A 19,481-nucleotide genomic window follows, 5' to 3' on the forward strand; every position below is an offset into this window, starting at 1 on the left:
GCCGCACTCAGCTCGCCTTGGCCGGGGCCGGAGAGTAGTGCGGACGTCCCAAGCCCAGAATGTGCTGAGCGATCATGTTGCGGAACACCTCCAGCGTGCCGCCGTAGATCCCGCACAGGGGAGCCCAGCGGTAGATGTATTCCGCGCCGCCCTGGTCGGCACACCCCTCGGCGTCGATGGGCAGGGCCGCGGCGGCGCCGAGCAGATCCATCAGATCCGGGGAGATATCACGCATGGCCTGCGCGATCGCGACGCGGCCGAACATGGTCGGCGCGGACAGCGACGCCTCCATCCGGGCGATGGCGCGCCCGAGGCGGTAGGCGACCGAACCGTCGTCGAGCAGGCGGCGGCCGTCCGGGCCGGTCGCGGCGACGAGTTCGGTGATGCGATCCACCGCGGTGGCCATCATCGTGCCCTGATGCACCAGGATCGAAACATCCTGTAGCCCATCGGCATCCGCGTCGACCACACCGTGTTCCACGCTCAGCGGCTGCATGAGCACCTGCCAGCCGCCGTTGACCTCGCCGAGCCGGTAGGTGTCGGCGATGCGGACGTCGGTGTAGTAGACGATATTGGTGCGATCCCCGTCGACGGTCCGGATGCCCTGGATCTCGATGCCGGGCGTGTCCAGCGGGACCAGAAACATGGTGAGGCTGTGATGTTTTCGCGCCCCGGGATCGGTATTGGTGATCAGGAAGACGTACTGGCAGTTGTGCGCGCCGGTGGTGAACATCTTGGAGCCGTTGATGATCCAGCCGTCCCCGTCCCGCACCGCGCGGGTCTTGCAGGTCGCCACGTCCGACCCGCCCTCCGGCTCGGTGTACCCCAGACACAGCCGCACCTCACCGCTGTCCACCCGGGGCAGCACCTCGCGCCGCAGTTCCTCGGATCCGAACTGCCGCACCGATTCCGCCACGATCGCGGTGGTGCCCCAGGTGACCCACGGGACGTGCACGCGGCGTCGCTCCAGATCCCACAGCCGCCGCTGCACCCGAGTCATCCCGTCGGCGCTGGTCTCGGCCGCCAGCCACCCGGCGGCGCCCATGGCCAGGTGCACACCCTCGTCGAAATTGTCACCGGTCTCGCGATCGCGTCGCCGGACCTCGTCGGTGACGTGGGTATTCAGGAATGCGCGTATCCGGTCGCGGTAGTCCGTCTCGTCCGGGGTCAGCTCCACGCGGGAAAAGTCCATCGATCTCTCCTTGTTCTCAGACCTGGTGTGCCGCAAACAGTTCCGCGACCCGCGCGGCGCTCGCACCGGAATCGCCCGCCGCCAGCGGCCAGCCCCGCGCGCGCAGCAGATACGCCGAAGAGGCCGATTCGGCACTCACACCCAGACCGCCCTGCACGTGCACGGCCATGGTCGCGGCCTTCGCCGCCTCCTCGGCCATGAAAACGAAGGCGGCACAGGCGAGTCCGTCCTGCACGCCCGGTTCGTTCTCCAGGAACCACGCCGCGCGCCTGGCCAGATTCCGTCCGCTCTGCACGACGATGGCGATATTGGCGAGTGGATGCGAGATCCCCTGCAACGTCGAGATCGGCACGCCCATGGTGTAGCGGGTCTTGGCGAATTCGGCTGCGACGGTGAGGGTTTCCTCCACCAAGCCGACGAGCGCGGCGGCCATGAGCACTCGCCACTCGTCCAGAGCGTGTTCGTACTGCGCGAGCGCCTCGGGACCACTGCCCACCACGGTCCGGCGGGCGGCGGCGGGATCGATCCACGCCATCGGCAGACGCCCGATATTGTCGACTTTCGCAGGGCGAGTGTCGAATTCGAGCCGAACGATATCCGCGCCGTCACGAACCAGCAGCTGATCGGCGACCGCGCCGGAGGGAATCAACCGCGCCCCGGCGACCGCGTCCAGCCGCACATCCAGCCCGGCCACCTGCCTGCCCGTGACGAGTTCATCCCCGGACGGCAGCGCACCCAACCGAGCCGAAAGCCTTGTCGCACAGACATGATCGATCCACGGCACCGGCGCGATCATCCGCCCGAACTCCTCCGCGACGAGCGCGAGATCCACCAGCGTCGCCCCGTCACCCCCCACGGATTCGGGCAACGCCATCGTGCTCGCCCCGGTCGCACACAGTTGCTCCCACAGATCCCGGTCGAATCCGGCGTCCTCGGCCCGCCGCACCACATCCAGCGGACTGCGGGTGCGGAAGAATTTCGCGTAGACGGCCTGCAATTCGGTCTGATCCTGCGACAGACTGTAATCCTGCCTGCGCAATTCGTAACGGTCCATCGTCATGACTCTCTGTTCCGATCGGCGAAGAAGAATTCCCGCGCGTTGTGGTGGAGGTAGTTGTCCAGGACGTCGGGCGGCAGATCCAGGGCGAGCGCCTCGGGTATCACCCGGCTCATCCGCAACACCGGCCAATCCGAGCCGAAGATCACTTTGTGCTTACCCCTGGTCCGCATGAAATGCACCAGACTTTCCGGCAGCCGTTTGGGCGACCACGCCGAGGTCATCAGCCGGAGGTTGTCGTATTTCATCAGCAGGCGAATCGCGATGTCCCACCACGGATCCGCGCCGTGGATCATGCACAGCCGCAATTCCGGGAAGCGATAGCAGACGCGATCGAGATAGATCGGATTCTGCACCTCACCGGGTATCGGCGGTCCCGGAATTCCGGTGTTCATGCACAGCGGCAGATCCATTTCCGCGCATTTGTAGTAGAGCGGATAGTAGGCCGCGTCGGTGGGCGGATACTGCCCGTCGCCCCAGAAGCTCGCTCCCGCAGTGGTATACACCACCGGCAGATCGCGGACGAGCGTCTCGAGTTCACGCAGCGAAGCGACCGGATGCAGCAGATCGACCCCGTTGATCGCCAGCGAGAACCGATCCGGACGTTTCTCCGCGAATGCCAGCGCGGTACTCGACGGTTTCGCCATCGAATACATCAGAATGGCGCGCTCGACCCCCTGCTCGTCCATCTCGTCCAGCAGTTCGGGCAGTTCCACCTGCGCGTAGAGCGAATCCGGGCCCTTGAAATAGTCGTCTCGGACCTTCAACATCCAGGGCGGTTGTTCCCGCTCCCCGAAATGCACGTTCACCAGGCAATCGATCACTGTGCGCATCTACGACCTCTCCTCCGCGACATCGTGCGTCACCTGCCGCACGGCCCAGCGGTAATCGGGTTTGCCATTGCCCAGCCGCCGGATCTCCGGGACGGGAATGATCGCCTTGGGCACCTTGAATCCGGCCAGCCGCGTCCGGCAGGACTGCCGCAGCACCGCCGCCGTGGGCGGATCCGCCGAATCGGTACACACCAGCGCGACCACCTCCTGACCCCACACCGGACTCGGCCGGCCGACGACGAGTGCGTCGCTGATCCCCGGATGCGCGCGCAACACCTCCTCGACCTCTTCCACGAAAACCTTTTCGCCGCCGGTGTTCACGACCAGCGCGTCACGCCCGAGCAGCCGCAGATTCCCGTCGGCATCGACGGTGGCGCGATCGCCGGGCACCGCCATCCGCACCCCGTCGATCACCGGGAAGGTGCGTTCGGTGGCCACACGATCGTGCAGATATCCCAGTGGCACCCGACCGGTCCGCGCCGCCCAGCCGACCTCGGTGTCACCAGGTCGCAAAACGCGGGTCCGGTCGTGCGACAGCACCACCCCGCCGGGCATCGGCGCGAACCCGTCGACCTCCGCACCGCGGGTGCTGCGCCCGAAACCCATCCCGCCGGTCTCCGACGAGCCGTACCCCTCCACCACGGAGACGTGCGGAATCAACTCCAGCAGCGCGTGCCGGTGCATCGGGTTGGTCGCCGCGCCCCCGGTGCCGATGGCGAGCAGGGCCGACAGCTCGTAGGGATGTTCGCGCAACGCCCGGACCAGCGGCCCGGCATAGGCATCGCCGACGATGGTCAGCAGTGCGGCCCGCTCCCGCTCGGCGATCCGCAACGCCAGATGCGGATCGAAGCTGCGCCGGTCGTCGTAGAGGACGATGCTCTGCCCGGCCAGCAGGCCCGCGAACGCCGTCCAGATCCCGGCCGCGTGCGACAGCGGCGACACCGCGAACCAGACGTGCCCGGTCATGCGCGCCAACTCACCCAGCGGAGTGGATGATTCGTGATCCGCGCCGTTCATCGAGGAGACGTACACATCACCCTGCCGCCACAGCACGCCCTTGGGACGCCCGGTCGTCCCGCCGGTGCAGAGCATGACCAGATCGTCCGGCGAGGTCGCGATGAGCGGATCGGGCGCACCTCGAGAGATGGCCTGCTCCAACGTGATCGAGCCCGGAAGCTCCGGAACGTCACTGTCGTCCTCGACCGAGATCAGCAGTTCGACCCCCTCCGGCGCGGCCTCGGCAACGATCGGCCCGAAGCTGCGGTGATACACCACCGCACGAGGTCCGATGTACGCGAGCAGGTCTCGGATCTCCCGCGCGGTGTAGTGCGGATTGACGTTGACCGGCACCGCGCGCGCCTTCAGGCAGCCGATCATCACATCGAGGTACTGATCGTTGTGCATGAGCAGCGCGACGCGATCCTGGCCGCATTCCCAGCGGGCGAGATCAGCACGCGCGGTATGCGCCCCGAATCCGTTGCCTGCCAGGAAATTTGCGAACCTGCGCGTGCGCTGTGCGACCTCACCGAAGTTCCGGCGACGGTCGCCGCAGACGGTCATCGTCCGATCCGGCACCGCCGCTGCCACCGCGTCGAACACCGCGCCGATACTCCACTCGCTCACCGGAGATCTCCGATCGTGTGCCGCATCTGCCCGCCGACCGGTCCGATCCCGTTCCCACAGCGGGCGATTGCGGTGGCCGGACGGTCGTACACCGGACGCTCGTACATCGGTTCCGTACCCGCTCGAACTACCGGGCGGACGCCGTGACCGGCGCACCCAGATATTCGAGTGCGTTGTCGCGCAGGATCTTCCGAACATCGGCCGCGTCGAAACCGGTGAGCTCGTCGGTGAACGCGACCGGCTCCTCGAGCCCCTCACCGTGCGGCCAATCCGATCCGAACAGGATCCGCTCCACCCCGATCGTCTCGGCCAGCCGCGGCAGATCGTCCTCGTAGTACGGCGCGACCCACACGTGCTCGCGCAGGGCGTCCACCGGATCGTTCGGGAAGGATTTCGGAGATTGGTTGGCCAGCTTGGTCATTCGCTTGCACAGCCGCCCGACGAAGTCCGATCCGTTCTCGATACTGGCCACCCGCAACGCCGGATGCCGGTCGAACACGCCGTGAATGATCAGCGAGGCCATGGTGTCGTGGATGGCGCGATCGTCCACCAGGATCTTGTCCAGCGCGTCACCCGGACCGCCGAACGGTTCGAAGGTGTCCTTACCGCCCCACATCGCGGCGATCTTCAGATATCCACTGTCCCCCAGGTGAAATGCCACCGGCACGTTCGCCTCGGCCAGCCGCGCCCACACCGGATCGTGCGCGCGATCACCGAGCGAGCGCGCCCTACCGACCCCGGGCACCGGCGCGGGCCGCACGTGCACCAGCCGCGCACCCCGCGCCAGCACGAACTCCACCTCCGCGACCGCGGCCTGCGGATCGGACAGCGAAATCATCGGCGCGGCAACGACTCTGCCGTCCGCGCGGTCGAAGCCCCAGTCCTCGTCGAGCCACAGGTTGAACGCGTGCAGCGAGGCCATCGTCGCCTCGATATCGCCCCGCAGCGCCTCCTCCACACCGCACCCGAAGGTCGGGAACAGGAAGATCGTCTCGATGCCCTGCTTGTCGACCACCGCGACGCGCGCGTCGCGCTCGCGGTACTCCGGTCGCAGTTCCAGGCTCTCGACCTTCATCAGCGTCGCCGGATCCACGCCCTCGGGCACCTGACCTCGGAAGATCAGGTCCAGGCAGCCCGGCACGATGATCGGATCGAAGGTCGGATTGGGGATGAACCGGTTCACCCGGTCGCCGATGATCGCGGTGTGGTACTTGCCGTCCCGCACGATCTGCACCCCGCGACGGCGGAATTTCCGGTCCAGATGCCGGGTGAACGCGTCCAGCGGCTCGTAGTAGTGGTTGTCGACATCGATCGCCTTGTAGTCCAGCGCGGTCATCACGGTCCTCTCGTTCGTCGAACGGCCCGGCGCGACAGCTGATCTCGGTGCTCCCAGCGTCGCCGGGCGATCTGCCGCAAGTCGAATAGATATTACTACTGTATACCTTTCAGTAGGGCTGTGTACATCGCTCAGGGCACGATGACCGAGCGGGTCACCGGCTCCGCGGCCGCCTGCCGGGCATAGATTCCGCGCTGTAGCGAGATCAGCAGCGCGTTGCGCGTCTCCGCGGGGCCGATGAGCTCGTCGAACCCCATGTGCTGCGCAGAGTGGTACGACGCCTGCAATTCCATCTCGCGCAGCGCCGCCGCCACATCCTGTTCGGCATTCGACGCATTGCTCAGCGCCGCGGCGCTCATCGCACCCATCGTCGCGCCCGGATAGGCGAAGGTGCCGAGCTGATTGTCGAAACTGATCAGCGACATCACCATCGAACCGAATCCGTACGCCTTGCGCAGCGTCAGATGCAGTTTGAGCGTCGTGGCCGCCGTCTGCGCCACGAACATCCTTGCCCCACTGCGCAATACACCGGCCTGCTCGGACTCGCTGCCCGGCAGCATGCCCGGATTGTCGGCCAGGAACACGATCGGCAGATGGAACGAGTCGGCGACGGTGATGAAGTGCGCGGCCTTGTCCGCGGCGTCGGCGTCGATCGATCCGGCCAGCACCTGCGGCTGATTGGCCACCACCGCGACCGGATGCCCGCCCAGATGCGCCAGCGCGCAGATGATCGCCTCGCCGAAATCGGGCTGCACCTCGAACCAGTCGGCATCGTCGAACACCACGTCCAGCACGGTGCGCATATCGTAGGTGCGGCGATTGTCGCGGGAGACGATCTCGAGCAGTTCCGGGGTGGCGCGCGGCCCGGTGTCGTCGCCGGGACGCATCGAGGGATAAGACCACGCGCTCGACGGGAAGTAGGACAGATAGCGGCGGATCTCGTCGAGTACCGCCTCGTCGGTCTCGGCCAGATTGTGGATCAGCCCGCTGGGCACCGCGACATCCGGGCCACCCAGGTCCTCCTTCGAAATGTCCTCTCCCGTGGACACTTTCACCACCGGCGGCCCGGCTGTGAAGATCGCGCCGTGTCGGCTCATGATCGCGAAGTCCGAGACCGGGGCGATCAGCGCACCGTGTCCGGCCGACGCGCCCAGCACCCCGGTCACCATCGGCACCCGGCCCGAGCACCGCGCCTGGGCCAGCAGATCCGTTGGGGTGCGGCCGTAATGGTCGCCGGTGGGCCGAAATCCCGCGCCCTCCAACAACATCACCAGCGGTACCCGATTGCGCACCGCGAGTTCGGCCAGCCGGTAGCGCTTCGAATTACTGCCCGGCGCAATGGTTCCCGCGAGCGTGGTGAAATCCTCCGCGCCGACCATCACCGGTGCGCCGTCGATGAGCCCTGACCCGGTGACGACCGCGTCGGCGGCCACCTCACCCCCGACCAGGGTGCCGAACTCCTGGAAGGTCCCCGGATCCAGCAGTCGCTCGATCCGCGCCCGCGCGTCCAGCTTGCCTTTGCCACGATGCTTCGCGACCCGCTCGGCCCCACCCATCTCCTGCACGCGCGCCCGGCGGTGATCCAGATCGGTGAGGGTCTCGTCCCATGTCCCGCCACTGTTCATTGCTGCATTCCGACCTTCCGTCCGCCGCTCGGGCGGTAGTTCGACCACGTGGCTGTTCGCCTGCGCCACATCGGATACCGTCATCGTGAGCTCAGATCAGGGAGTAGCGGATCGGCAGATGTTTGAGCCCGCCCACGAACGTCGTCGCACTCAACCGCGGCTCGCCGTTCAGCTCGATGGACTTCAGTCGCGGCAGCAGTTCGGCGAGGAATTTGCTGATCTCCATGCGCGCCAACCCCGCGCCGAGACAGAAGTGCACACCGAACCCGAACGCCACATGCTTGTTGGGTTCGCGCTCGATGTCGAAACGGAACGGATCGGTGAACGCCTCCTCGTCCCGATTCGCCGAAACATACGACAGCAGTAGCGAATCCCCCGCCGCGATCGGCACCCCACCCAGCGTGGTGTCCTCGGCAGCGGTGCGCATGAACGCCTTGACCGGGGTGACCCAGCGAATGATCTCCTCGGTGGCCAGCGGGATGAGATCCGGGTCGGCACTGAGCATTTCGCGCTGTTCGGGATGTTCGATCAGGGCGTGCAGGCCGCCCGCGATACTGCTGCTGGTGGTGTCGTGCCCGGCGGTGGCGATGATCGCGTAGTACGACATGGTGTCGATATCGGACAGCGGCTCGCCGTCGATGCGGGCGTTGGCGATGGTGGAACCCAGGTCGCCCGTGGGGGTTTCGCGCCAGGTGGCGGTCAGGTGCTGGAAGTACCCGAACATGTCCAGCAGCGCATTCATCGTCTCGTCCGAGGACGCACTGCGCCGCAGTTCGTCGTCGTCGTTCCCGACCAGCTCCTGGGTCAGCTTCAACATCCGCGGGAAGTCGCTCTCCGGCACCCCCAGCAGCGACATGATCACGTACAGCGGGAAATTCACCGCGACCTCGCTGACGAAATCGCATTCCCCACCGGCCTCGCGCATCCGATCGACGTACTGCTTCGCGAGCTGCTCGATCCGATCACCCATGGCCTTCATGGCTTTCGGGCTGAACCAGTCCGCGGCGATGGCGCGCACGACCCGGTGCTGCGGATCGTCCATGTGGATCAGCGTGCGGATTCCGGCCGCCGCGCCCATATCGTCCGAGGCGGCGGTCATCAGCACCGGGCGCGGCCAATTGGTGAACAGCCGGTTGGCGCGCTCGACCGCCAGGATGTCCGCGTGTTTGGTGACGGCCCAGAACGGCCGGTAATCCGGAACCTCGACCCGGGCGATCGGAGCCTTCGCCCGCAGCCGCGCCAGCGCGGCGTGCAGTCCCGTCTCGTCGGTGTAGGAGTTCGGATCGGCCAGTACCTTCGCGGCGTCGTCGATGGTCGGCATGCTCATGAGCGACTCTTTCGTTACGTGGCACTTCTCGCCCTGCATCGGGCCGCTACGCAGGCGCATCGGTCCGTTGTGGCGACCACTGTAGTGATTTATAGTGACCCTTACTGTCAAGCATTCTATAACGACCTGACGGGACGGAGCGGTGGTATTCATGGGATCCGGACAACGCAGGGTGGTCGTGGTCGGCGCGGGCTCGGGCATCGGGGCCGCAACCGCCGCACACTTCCATCGCAACGGCGATCACGTGCTGGCAATCGACCTGCGCCCCAACGACACTCCGGCCGCGCAGCACGAATTGTGCGATCTGCGCGACACTTCCGCTATCGCCGCGCTGCTGACGCGGATCGGGCCCGGTTGGGATCTGCTGGCCTATGTCGCGGGCGTGCCGGGGACCGCGCCGGCGACCGACGTGTTGAAGGTGAACTACCTCGGTATGCGGCTGCTGGCCGAGGGCATGCTGCCGCTGCTGCGCGAGGGCGGCGCGATCGTCACCGTGGCCTCGGTCGCGGCGCTGGGATGGACCGAGCGCATACCCGCGCTCGCGGGGCTGCTGGACACGACCGATCCCGACGAGGTCCAGCGGTGGCAGGCGGGCCAGGACCCGGCGTATCCGGTGTACAGCACGTCCAAACAGGCCGCGATCATCTTCGCCAAACGCCTGGCCCCGGCGGCCTGGCAGAAGTACGGGATCCGGGTGAACACGGTCAGTCCCGGCCCGACCGAGACCCCTATCCTGGCCGATTTCGAGACCTCGATGGGCAAGGACGTCCTGGACACGGTGAAGGCGACGGTCGGGCGGCACGCCGCGGTCGAGGACATCGTGCCGGTGATCGACTTCCTCGGTTCGCCGCAAGCCCGGTGGATCAACGGGCAGGACATCCACGTGGACGGCGGCTTCGTCGCACCGATGCTCGCCGGTCCGCCGATCCAGCTGTAGTGCGCCGATTCAGTTGTAGCCCAGCAGTATTCATGACGAACGTAGAGGTGAGCCGTGGACAGCCCGATCGCAGACCCAGCCGCGCAGACCGGGGACACCCTCGAATTGCGTGATCCCTACCCGTATTTCGCCGCCCGACGCCGCGAGGGCGGGGTATTCCACGGCACGGTCATGGACTACTCCCGCACCCCGGAATCGTTGCGCCCCAAGGACACCTACGCCGCGGTCTCCTATTCGGCGGTGAGTTCGGCGCTGCGCAACAATCGCGTATTCAGTTCCGCGCTCTACGATTCCACCATCGGCGTCTTCATGGGACCGACCATCCTGGCCATGCACGGCGCGCGGCACAAGGCGCATCGCGCGCTGGTCACCACGGCGTTCAAACCACAGTCGCTGATGCGCTGGGAACCGGAGATAGTGCGGTCGATCTGCGATGCGCTGATCGACGAATTCGCCGAACGCGGACGCGCTGATCTGATCCGGGAGTTCACCTTCGAGTTCCCGACCCGCGTCATCGCCCGGCTGCTCGGCCTGCCCGAGGCGGATCTGCCGTTCTTCCGCGAGGCCGCGGTGGCGATCATCAGTTACGCGGACAAGGTGCCGCGGGCGATGCGGGCCTCGGTGGATCTGAAGGACTACTTCGTGGAACAGATCGAGCAGCGGCGGCGGACGCCGACCGAGGACATCATCGGCGATCTGGTGGCCGCCGAGATCGATGGGGAGAAGCTGTCCGAGGAGGCGATCTATTCGTTCCTGCGGTTGCTGCTTCCGGCGGGTCTGGAGACAACCTATCGATCCTCGGGAAACCTGCTGTACCTGCTGCTTTCGCATCCCGAGCAGTTCGAGGCGGTGCGGCGGGACCGGGATCTGATCGGGCCCGCGGTCGAGGAGGGGTTGCGTTACGAGACGCCGCTGACATTGGTGCAGCGTTACGTCACCGAGGACACCGAACTCGAGGGGACGGCGATTCCGCGGGGGGCGGTGTTGGATGTGTGTCTCGGGTCGGCCAATCGCGACGAGAACCGTTGGGAGCGGCCGGAAGAGTTCGACATCTTCCGAAAACATGTGCCGCACATCAGTTTCACCGCCGGTGCGCACACTTGTCTCGGACTTCACCTGGCGCGCATGGAGACTCGTGTCGCGCTGCACTGTCTGCTGGATCGGCTGACCGATTTCACGCTGCTGGCCGAGGGGGATCCGCATATCTTCGGGCAGCCTTTCCGGTCTCCCAACAGCCTCCCGGTGACCTTCGATGTGCTCCGCTGAGTCCTGCCCCTTCTCTGAAATCTCCTCCGCCGCAACCGATCGGGGAACTGCCGTGATCATGTCGAATCGAGTAGTCCAGCGTCGAGGCGTGCGGTCATGAGTGTGTTGTCGACCGAACGTACCGGTGGCGTGCTGACGCTGACATTGAACCGCCCGCACCGTAAGAACGCGATCACCCGGGAACTGTGGTCGGCGCTGGGTGACGAATTCCGTGCCATCACATCGGATTCCGGGATTCGCGCGGTCGTACTGACCGGCGCGGACGGCAATTTCTGTTCGGGGGCCGATATCTCCGATACGGCCGGGATGGACGAATTTCCCGATCCCGCACAGGAGATGCGCGCGATCAACGCGGTGATCGAACAGCTGCACGGGCTTTCGGTGCCGACCGTCGCGAAGGTGCGCGGGGTGGCGGCGGGAGCGGGATGGAATCTGGCGCTGGGATGCGATCTGGTGGTGGCGACGCCCGAGGCTCGCTTCTGCCAGATCTTCACTCGCCGAGCGCTTTCGCCGGATTGCGGCGGCACCTGGCTGCTGCCGCGGCTGGTCGGGTTGCAGCAGGCCAAACGTCTCACGCTGCTCGCGGACATGATCAGCGCCGAGGAAGCTTATGCGCTCGGACTGGTCACCTGGATACGTCCCGAGGACGAGGTGGATGCCTTCACCGAGGTGCTCGCCGCACGTCTGGCGGCCGGTCCTCCGCTGGCGTTGGCGCAGACGAAAGCGTTGGTGGACAACAGCTTCCAACTGACACTGCCCGAGGCGCTGGAGGGCGAGGTGCGGGCGCAGACCGCGAATCTGTCCGGCGTCGACGTCCTCGAGGCGTTCGCGGCGTTCGCCGAGAAGCGGGATCCGGTGTTCACCGGGCCCCGCGGCACGGGAGGTTGATCATGTCCGGACGCGCGGCCGCCGACAAACGCCGACGGCGCGAACGCGGCTCCCTCAACCCCGAGGACATCATCGACGGCGCTTTCGAACTGGCGCAAACGGTTTCGATCGACGGCCTGAGCATGCCGCTGCTGGGCCGCCACCTCGACGTCGGCGTCACCAGCATCTACTGGTACTTCCGCCGCAAGGACGACCTGCTCAACGCGATGACCGACCGGGCCCTGCGCCAGTACGTCTACGCTGTCCCGTATCCCTATGTGGAAGCGGCGAATTGGCGCGAAACCCTCGCCACCCACGCCCGCACCCTGCGCCGCACCTTCCTGGACAACCCCATCCTGTGCGACCTCATCCTGATCCGCTCGGCCCTGAGCCAGCACGCCGGCCGCATCGGCGCCGACCAGGTCGAACGCACGGTATCCAGCCTCGTCAACGCGGGCCTCTCCGTCGACCAGGCCCTGGACACCTACTCGGCCCTCAACCTCCACATCCGCGGATCCGTTGTCCTGCAACGCCTCTACGACCGCAACCAGGACAGCCCCGCCCGCGCCTACTACGACAGCATCCTCATCAACCCCGACACCACCCCCCTACTGGCCCGAGCCATGGCCAAGGGCATGCGCTCCGGCGCCCCCGACGACCGCAACTTCGAATACGGCCTCCACTGCATCCTCGACCACACCGCCCACCTCATCGCCGACAACGCCGTAGGAATTTCACGCTCTCCGGGGTCGCTGCACGCCAATGATGAAGGCGCTGAGGGCTAGTGGAGGTAGGGACCACAGGGCTGTGGTGGCGTATCACTTGATATGAGACGTCGAGTGTCGGCGGCGTCTGATGGCGAGGAATGCCACAACTGCCGATACGAACGTCAAGATCCCCGCGACGATCGTCAGGATCGGCTGCGCCCACCAGGAGCGCGGTTGATCCAGGTGCGGTTGCGCGCACTGCGCAGCCGCGCGGTCGGGTGCGGCGTACGGCCACGCCTGCGTCCAGCCGATCGTCGAACCCGCACGGGCGGGATCAGCCACCAGATACCAGTCGTAGCGCGGAACTCTGGAGGTGTCGTAGGTGTAGTCCGCATCGACCCAGCACACCACCGCGATTCCCGTCCCGGGGGTGAACTGCGCAGTCTCGGTCAAATCAACCGCACGCCAACAGGGTTGAGCCCGCAGCTTCGCGTACCCGGCCAAATTTTTCCCGGCGTGCACATGAGACAGCACATCGGCCGCGGGCTGCGGCCAGGTCGTCGTCATGCATGCCTGCGGATCGACGTAGCGAGCGAGAGGCGGCTTCGGCGTCGTGTGCGGAAAGTATTGCGGCAGTAGCGCCAAGGTCGCCGTGATGATGCCGGTGATGACGGTCGCGATCGGCGCGAGATAAACCGGATCTCGATACCACGGCGGCTTTTCGGGGGCAGGAACCTGCGCTGGAGGTGGCAGTGGGTCGGTCCGCCCGCGATCGAGCCACCGGCCGATAACTCTCGCGAGCATGGATGACTCCGTCCACACGCATGATCACCTGGCAATTCACCGAACGAATCCATGCCAGTATGGCACTCACCCCACGAGTCTCGGACAACTTCACAATCGACGCAACCTGATCGAAAGATGCTGTACACCTTGAAGTCTCGCATCGCCGCACTGCGAGACCACAATTTTCGCAGGTCCAATGGCGAACGGCAGCATCGCGATCGAAGGTGCGTCGCCCGAATCGAGCCGTGCACGATGAATGGTGCGGATCCGACTCGAGACTCAGTAAGCGTCCGGCTCGGGAACCTCGAAATGCTTGTCGCGCAACCGAAATGCCTCCTTGGTCCCGTGCTCGGCTCGGGTTTTGACGAAGTTGAACTCGCCGGGGGCGAACTGGAGGTTGGTACCGAAGGCGTGGAACAGGTAGCTGGCCACCTCTTCGCCCTGGTACGCCTGGCTCTGTTCGACCAGGCGGAAGGCTTCCTTGGCGATGACGACGCCGTCGGCGGGCATCTTGGCAGCTTTTTCCGCCCAGTAATGCGCGCGGGCGGTCACCGCGGCGGGATCGCAAGTCTCGGTGAAGACTCCGAGATTCTCGACCACGCTCGCCTCGATGATGTCGCCGGTCAGCAGGAGGCGTCGGGCCAGGACGGGGCCGAGACGGTGGAAGAACATGTGCAGGCTGCCGAGGGCGGGGCCCAGGAAGCGGGTCGCGGGCATGCCGATGCGGGTGTCGCGGGCGATGACGGCGATATCGGTCATCAGCGCCATCTCGAAACCGCCGCCCAGGGCGTAGCCGCTGATCTCGCCGACGGTGACCTTCGGGTAGCCCAGCAGGTCGTGGTAGAAGCCGAATGTCTTGCGGTCCACGGTAAGTCGGCGACGTTGACTGGGGCGCGCCTTGCGCTCGCCCTCCCCGTACCAGCCGTACGCGTTGTTCATATCCGCGCCGGTGCTGAACACCCCCTCGGCCCCGCGCAGCAGCACGACCACGATGTCGTCGTCCTGCGCCGCGTCGTCGAGGTAGCGGGCCAGCCCGTCCCGCATGGCCGCGTCGTAGGAATTGCGTTGCCGCGGATTGTTCAGCGTGACGGTGGCGATCCGGCCGTCGGGGTCCACCTCGTAGCGGACTCGGCCGTCGGCGGTACTGGAACTGCTCATCGGATGCCTTCCTCGTCGATGCCGGAATCCCCGCTCGCGGGAGATCAACGGTACCTTATACTGTATCTATATCAGTATCGGTTCGCACGCGAAGGAAGACCATGCCGTTCGACACCATCGAATACCGCGTCGACGGGCATACGGCCACGATCACCCTGAACCGCCCGGATGCCCTGAATGCGTTGAGCCCCTTCATGATCACCGAACTTCGGGCCGCCTACGACGAGTCCGAGCGGGACGAGCGGGTCTGGACGATCGTCATCACCGGAAACGGCCGCGCCTTCTGCACCGGCGCGGACGTCAAGGCCATCCCCGGCGACGGCAAGGTGATCAACGAGCGGCCGTACCTGTCCACCTACGAGCAGTGGGAGGCCCCGCAGGAGGGCACCCCGCCGTTCCGGACGATGACCAAGCCGGTGCTGGCGGCGATCAACGGATTGTGTTGCGGCGCAGGGCTGGACTGGGTGACCACCGGCGACATCGTGATCGCCTCCGAACGCGCGCAGTTCTTCGACCCGCACGTGAGCATCGGCCTGGTCGCCGGGCGCGAGATGGTGCGCCTGGCACGGGTTCTGCCCCGCACGGTCGCACTGCGCGTCGCGCTGACCGGCAAACACGAGCGGATGAGCGCACAACGCGCCTACGAGCTGGGCATGATCACCGAGATCGTCGCACACGATCGGCTGCTCGAACGCGCACACGAGATCGCCGACATCGTGAATTCCAATGCGCCCCTGGCGGTTCGCGGCACCAGGCTGGCCATCCTCAAGGGCCTGGATGTCCCGCTGCACGAGGCCGAGATGCTCGCCGAATCGTTCCGCGAGCGCGTCACCCGTACCGAGGACGCGCTCGAGGGTCCGAAAGCCTTCGTGGAGAAGAGGTTGCCGAAATGGCAGTGCAGATGACTCCGCACGTCCTGAGTCGCCGAATCGCCGAAGCCCTTGCACTGCACCCCGACTCGCGAGCGATCGAGTTCGATGAGATGTGGTGCACCTGGGGTGAACTCGGCGAGCTCGCACACCGCATCCGACTGTTCGTCACCGCATATCCCGTGGGCCGCAGGCGAATCGGAATACTCCTGCGCAATCGCCCCGAACATGTCGCGGCACTACTGGGCGTACTGCTCGGCGGCGGCGCGGTCGCGGTGATCAACCCCGCACGTGGTGACGATCGCACCCGAGCGGATATCGCCGCACTGCGTCTGCCTCTGATCATCGGCGCGCCAACAGATTTGGACACCTTGGTCGCACCGGCACCGGGCGCGGCCACCTTGTCGATCTCGGGCGTGACGGAAGAGCCGATACTCGTCACCGTTCCCGGGGCCCGAACGCACACCGGCACAGCACAATCCGGTGTGGCGGTACACATGTTGACCAGCGGCACCACGGGGCCGCCCAAACGTGTCGACATCACCTATGACATGTTGGCCCGCAGCGTCATCGGGGCCGATCCGGAGAACGCGCCGGCCCCCGAACACCCTCGGGACGGCGTCGCGATCGTCAACGCGCCACTGGTCCACATCGGCGGCGTCTTCCGGGTCCTGCAATGCATCACCGCGGCCCGCCCGTTCGTCCTGCTCCCCCGCTTCGACCTGGAACGCTGGACCCGCGCGGTCCGCACCTACCGCCCCGCCGCGGTCTCCCTGGTCCCCGCCGCCGTACGCACCGTCCTGCATTCGAACCTCACCCGGGCCGACCTGGCCGGAGTCCGCGTCGTCACCTCCGGCACCGCCCCGCTCTCAGCCGACGATGCCGACGCCTTCACCGAACGTTTCGGCATCCCCGTCCTGACCTCCTATGCCGCCACGGAATTCGGCGGCGGCGTAGCAGGCTGGACCTTGCGCGACCACCAGCGCTACTGGCACACCAAACGCGGCAGCGTAGGCCGCCCCACCGGCGGCGCCCGCCTCCGCATCGTCACCGAGGACGGCACCCCAGTCCCCACCGACCACCCCGGCCTCCTCGAGGTATCCCCCGGCCAGCTCGGCCCCGACGCCCCCTGGCTCCGCACCACCGACACCGCCCGCCTCGACCCCGACGGCTTCCTCTGGATCCTCGGCCGCGCCGACCAGGCAATAATCCGCGGCGGCTTCAAAATCCTCCCCGACGACATCCGCACCGCCCTGGAATCCCACCCCGCAGTCCTCGGCGCCGCGGTAATCTCCCACCCTCACCCCCGCCTAGGCGAGGTCCCGGTAGCCATGATCGAACCCGTCGCCGACCACCGAATCACCGACACCGAACTGACCGAATACCTCCGAAACCGGTTGGCCCCCTATGAAATCCCAACCATCATCGCCACAGTACCCGTAATCCCCCGCACCCCCTCAGGCAAACCCGACCTCACAGCCGTGCGAGCCCACTTCCGAGAATCCACCCAGCACGAGTCGAGCTGAACAGAACCCGCGCCTCGACGGCCAATCTCTATCACAGGCACAGTGCTGCAACGACTTTCCCAGCGGAGACGCACACGATCCGCAATCACGGGACGACGCAACCGGTCCCGCGCGGACGTCGTGGATGGAGCAGTAGTCGACCGCCAAGTGCCGACTTCGCACCAACCGACCGCCTGCGGACGTCAATCGGACAACATACCTTGACATCAATAATGGTTGAGGTTTTACCGTCGAATCATGGAGTTGACCGATGGAGTGTGGCCCGACGTTCTGCCCGCAGTCGAAGTCCGGATTGCCCGGCCCACCGACAACCTGGCTGATGTCGTCGAATTCTATTGCGGAGCCTTGGGTTTGCCCGAGTTGTATCGGACGTCCGGAGACGGCTACGAGGTGGTGATGATCGGCCTGCCAGGCGACAGATACCACTTGGAATTCACTTCACACGAGTCAGGCAGCCCCGGCCGCGCACCGACCGACGAAAACCTCCTGGTCTTCTACTTCACCACCGCCGAGCAGATGTTCGACGTAGTCACCCGCCTCGGCGAACGCGGCCACAAACCCGTAGAACTGGACAACCCATGGTGGCGCGAACACGGTGCCCTAGCCTTCCCCGATCCCGACAACTGGCGAATAGTGCTGATGCCCAACCCAGTTCCGCTAGCCGGCTGACACAGACGACTGATCTCCACCATCAATTTTGCCGACACCCGCTCGCAAGCGACGAGAACAGGACTGTGCGCGTATGGACAAGGGGCGGTGGACAACGGTCACCGAGTCGAGTTTCGAGCACGAGCGCCGGGGATTGGAAGCGATCCGGGCGCAACTGCCGGATACCGCGCCCTGGCTGGCCTGCCGCGACGACGTTCTCGACGACCGCTGGCTGGTGCGCCTGGGAGATGCAGCGTCAAGCGATGGCGATGGCGATGGCGATCTACCTTGCCGAGCACGGGCTGACCGACGACGACCTGCGGGACTGACGGCCGCAGATTACCTGCGATCTAATACGAGCGTCCGGACAAAACAGATTCCAGATAATTTCGGTCCAACTCGATTGGTTCGTTCAGACGCCAGATATTTCCTCGCTTGCCAAGCTCACCGGTGACCATCAAGGGAACTCGAGCTCGCAATGCGGATATCGCGAGCTGCCAGTCATTGCCGCCCAGCGCGATGGCGACCCGGCGAGTGCGGTTGCCGACTTCCGCATGAATGATGACATCGCCACCCTGTTCATCCGGCAGGTCACCATCGTCTTCCAGCTTCAATTCCTTGACCAGCCCGACAAGCGTGAGCCGCTCCGGTTCGGACCTTCGCATCAAACGTCTTTCGATCTCCGGGAGTTCATCGATAACCCCACGGCCCAGATTTATACGACTGGGAACCGATGCGAGCTGAGGCTCGGCCGCCGCCCATTCGAAAGACAAGTCCAGACTGCGCAAACCGTCCGGCGCACTCATCTCCTGCAGAGCCTGCACCACCGGCAACCGCAAGCCTTGCTCCATGGCATCCTCGACATCGGCGAAGCCACGCGGCTCCGAAGCGAACTTCCGAGTGACATCCAGACTTGTTGCGAGAGAAGTCATCACGCGACGGGTGAAACTTGCAGGGGCATCCGGCAGCAACGAAGGCTGCTCGCGTCGATCACCCGTCTCCACGTCATCGATGCGGGCCGCCACCGTGATCACGAAACTCCCTTTCTTCGTGTGTCCCATACGAATACCATCGTTCAGAAATTCGTTGACATAGTCGGGGATACGGCCACGACCGCTCGTATGCGGATTATGGGCGGACAGTGCAGCGGCACGAATCATCTGGTCGATACCGTCGAGTAGAACACTCGCCTGACGGAGCGGGATTGTGCCGTCCTTCATACTTTGGTCAACTCGGACGAAGAACAGATCGGCATGGACCGAGGCGACCTTCTCCGCCAGTTCCGCCAACTCGATATCGTACGCTCGGGTTATCGCAGTCAGCGCTTCCCTGAGACATTTGTCGTAGTCGACGAAGCTCGGCTCCCGCGGCAGCAGGACCGATACCGGGCGATCCGCCCCCTCCCGCTCGAGCACCCACACCTGATCGAACTGCCGATCGAACCTCTTGGTCCAACTCCGCGTGGCGAGAAACTGCGCGATATTGGCCGGGGTCAGGATCTCGTCGTATTCGACGGGAGATCCGGGGGAGCCATAACCGGTTGCCATCTACTCGCCTCCTCCATCAACTCCAGCAACGATTTCGGTGTAAGCAGATTAGCCTGGATCCGTGGACGTGGGTTTTGGGCTGGTCAGCGGACCGGAGGTGCGCTGACCAGCAGATTTCGGGTGTGGGGTAGCCGCTGGTCTGTCCAGCTTTTCCACGTGAGTTCTCGGTTCGGGCCT

At 65.6% G+C, this 19,481-nt stretch carries 17 protein-coding genes; 7 read left to right on the top strand and 10 right to left on the bottom strand.

Annotated features, from left to right (window positions below; translation table 11 throughout):
• Positions 1-7: 7 nt before the first annotated feature.
• From NRB20_RS35715 to NRB20_RS35745, 7 genes are all read right to left on the bottom strand, one after another.
• Complete coding sequence (locus NRB20_RS35715) at positions 8-1,192, bottom strand: acyl-CoA dehydrogenase family protein (RefSeq protein ID WP_153415846.1); 1,185 nt, start codon at positions 1,190-1,192, stop codon at positions 8-10.
• Positions 1,193-1,208: 16 nt separating this feature from the next.
• A complete protein-coding gene (locus NRB20_RS35720; protein ID WP_153415847.1) occupies positions 1,209-2,246 on the bottom strand; it encodes an acyl-CoA dehydrogenase family protein in 1,038 nt (345 codons plus the stop codon).
• 2 nt (positions 2,247-2,248) lie between these two features.
• A complete protein-coding gene (locus tag NRB20_RS35725) occupies positions 2,249-3,082 on the bottom strand; it encodes an amidohydrolase family protein (protein ID WP_153415848.1) in 834 nt (277 codons plus the stop codon).
• Positions 3,083-4,705, bottom strand: coding sequence for an AMP-binding protein (locus NRB20_RS35730; protein WP_319945831.1), 1,623 nt, complete (start codon positions 4,703-4,705; stop codon positions 3,083-3,085).
• Between the two features lie 127 nt (positions 4,706-4,832).
• The gene (locus NRB20_RS35735; protein WP_153415850.1) at positions 4,833-6,041 is read right to left on the bottom strand and encodes an amidohydrolase family protein; all 1,209 of its coding nucleotides are present in this window, start codon (positions 6,039-6,041) and stop codon (positions 4,833-4,835) included.
• 131 nt (positions 6,042-6,172) lie between these two features.
• Complete coding sequence (locus NRB20_RS35740) at positions 6,173-7,666, bottom strand: acyl-CoA carboxylase subunit beta (RefSeq protein WP_153415870.1); 1,494 nt, start codon at positions 7,664-7,666, stop codon at positions 6,173-6,175.
• A gap of 91 nt (positions 7,667-7,757) precedes the next feature.
• Positions 7,758-8,993 (bottom strand): cytochrome P450, encoded by a 1,236-nt coding sequence (locus NRB20_RS35745; protein WP_153415851.1) that lies wholly within the window; start codon positions 8,991-8,993, stop codon positions 7,758-7,760.
• Positions 8,994-9,144: 151 nt separating this feature from the next.
• Here NRB20_RS35745 and NRB20_RS35750 point away from each other — a divergent pair, with 151 nt between their 5' ends.
• The 4 genes from NRB20_RS35750 (at position 9,145) to NRB20_RS35765 (ending at position 12,848) form a co-directional block, all read left to right on the top strand.
• Entirely contained in the window at positions 9,145-9,930 is a 786-nt protein-coding gene (locus tag NRB20_RS35750) for an SDR family oxidoreductase (protein ID WP_153415852.1), read from the top strand.
• Positions 9,931-9,984: 54 nt separating this feature from the next.
• Positions 9,985-11,196 carry a cytochrome P450 gene (locus NRB20_RS35755; RefSeq protein WP_319945832.1) on the top strand — a complete coding sequence of 404 codons (1,212 nt, stop codon included), beginning with the start codon at positions 9,985-9,987 and terminating at the stop codon, positions 11,194-11,196.
• A 96-nt stretch (positions 11,197-11,292) separates the two neighbouring features.
• Positions 11,293-12,084, top strand: a complete 792-nt coding sequence (locus tag NRB20_RS35760; protein WP_153415853.1) for an enoyl-CoA hydratase/isomerase family protein — start codon at positions 11,293-11,295, stop codon at positions 12,082-12,084.
• 2 nt (positions 12,085-12,086) lie between these two features.
• Entirely contained in the window at positions 12,087-12,848 is a 762-nt protein-coding gene (locus NRB20_RS35765) for a TetR/AcrR family transcriptional regulator C-terminal domain-containing protein (protein ID WP_153415854.1), read from the top strand.
• A 33-nt stretch (positions 12,849-12,881) separates the two neighbouring features.
• On the opposite strand, the gene NRB20_RS35770 is transcribed toward NRB20_RS35765, so the two are convergent.
• Entirely contained in the window at positions 12,882-13,574 is a 693-nt protein-coding gene (locus NRB20_RS35770; RefSeq protein WP_153415855.1) for a hypothetical protein, read from the bottom strand.
• A gap of 261 nt (positions 13,575-13,835) precedes the next feature.
• Positions 13,836-14,714 carry an enoyl-CoA hydratase/isomerase family protein gene (locus NRB20_RS35775; protein ID WP_153415856.1) on the bottom strand — a complete coding sequence of 293 codons (879 nt, stop codon included), beginning with the start codon at positions 14,712-14,714 and terminating at the stop codon, positions 13,836-13,838.
• A 101-nt stretch (positions 14,715-14,815) separates the two neighbouring features.
• On the opposite strand from NRB20_RS35775, the gene NRB20_RS35780 reads away from it, so the two are divergent.
• From NRB20_RS35780 to NRB20_RS35790, 3 genes are all read left to right on the top strand, one after another.
• Complete coding sequence (locus tag NRB20_RS35780; protein ID WP_153415857.1) at positions 14,816-15,619, top strand: enoyl-CoA hydratase/isomerase family protein; 804 nt, start codon at positions 14,816-14,818, stop codon at positions 15,617-15,619.
• On the top strand, positions 15,616-17,109 hold the full coding sequence (locus tag NRB20_RS35785) for a class I adenylate-forming enzyme family protein (RefSeq protein WP_153415872.1): 1,494 nt from the start codon (positions 15,616-15,618) through the stop codon (positions 17,107-17,109). Before NRB20_RS35780 ends, NRB20_RS35785 begins: the two co-directional genes overlap by 4 nt.
• Before the next feature lie 234 nt (positions 17,110-17,343).
• Positions 17,344-17,778 carry a VOC family protein gene (locus tag NRB20_RS35790; protein WP_319945833.1) on the top strand — a complete coding sequence of 145 codons (435 nt, stop codon included), beginning with the start codon at positions 17,344-17,346 and terminating at the stop codon, positions 17,776-17,778.
• Between the two features lie 329 nt (positions 17,779-18,107).
• On the opposite strand, the gene NRB20_RS35795 is transcribed toward NRB20_RS35790, so the two are convergent.
• Positions 18,108-19,304 (bottom strand): hypothetical protein, encoded by a 1,197-nt coding sequence (locus tag NRB20_RS35795; RefSeq protein WP_153415859.1) that lies wholly within the window; start codon positions 19,302-19,304, stop codon positions 18,108-18,110.
• Positions 19,305-19,481: the final 177 nt, after the last annotated feature.

The organism is Nocardia macrotermitis (assembly GCF_009604405.1).
GTDB lineage: Bacteria > Actinomycetota > Actinomycetes > Mycobacteriales > Mycobacteriaceae > Nocardia > Nocardia macrotermitis.

Excerpts from the sequence above, each read along its gene's own strand:
- NRB20_RS35715 (WP_153415846.1), bottom strand. The coding sequence starts at position 1,192 with ATGGACTTTTCCCGCGTGGAGCTGACCCCGGACGAGACGGACTACCGC.
- NRB20_RS35720 (WP_153415847.1), bottom strand. The coding sequence starts at position 2,246 with ATGGACCGTTACGAATTGCGCAGGCAGGATTACAGTCTGTCGCAGGAT.
- NRB20_RS35725 (WP_153415848.1), bottom strand. The coding sequence starts at position 3,082 with ATGCGCACAGTGATCGATTGCCTGGTGAACGTGCATTTCGGGGAGCGG.
- NRB20_RS35735 (WP_153415850.1), bottom strand. The coding sequence starts at position 6,041 with ATGACCGCGCTGGACTACAAGGCGATCGATGTCGACAACCACTACTAC.
- NRB20_RS35740 (WP_153415870.1), bottom strand. The coding sequence starts at position 7,666 with ATGAACAGTGGCGGGACATGGGACGAGACCCTCACCGATCTGGATCAC.
- NRB20_RS35745 (WP_153415851.1), bottom strand. The coding sequence starts at position 8,993 with ATGAGCATGCCGACCATCGACGACGCCGCGAAGGTACTGGCCGATCCG.
- NRB20_RS35750 (WP_153415852.1), top strand. The coding sequence starts at position 9,145 with ATGGGATCCGGACAACGCAGGGTGGTCGTGGTCGGCGCGGGCTCGGGC.
- NRB20_RS35760 (WP_153415853.1), top strand. The coding sequence starts at position 11,293 with ATGAGTGTGTTGTCGACCGAACGTACCGGTGGCGTGCTGACGCTGACA.
- NRB20_RS35765 (WP_153415854.1), top strand. The coding sequence starts at position 12,087 with ATGTCCGGACGCGCGGCCGCCGACAAACGCCGACGGCGCGAACGCGGC.
- NRB20_RS35770 (WP_153415855.1), bottom strand. The coding sequence starts at position 13,574 with ATGCTCGCGAGAGTTATCGGCCGGTGGCTCGATCGCGGGCGGACCGAC.
- NRB20_RS35775 (WP_153415856.1), bottom strand. The coding sequence starts at position 14,714 with ATGAGCAGTTCCAGTACCGCCGACGGCCGAGTCCGCTACGAGGTGGAC.
- NRB20_RS35780 (WP_153415857.1), top strand. The coding sequence starts at position 14,816 with ATGCCGTTCGACACCATCGAATACCGCGTCGACGGGCATACGGCCACG.
- NRB20_RS35785 (WP_153415872.1), top strand. The coding sequence starts at position 15,616 with ATGACTCCGCACGTCCTGAGTCGCCGAATCGCCGAAGCCCTTGCACTG.
- NRB20_RS35795 (WP_153415859.1), bottom strand. The coding sequence starts at position 19,304 with ATGGCAACCGGTTATGGCTCCCCCGGATCTCCCGTCGAATACGACGAG.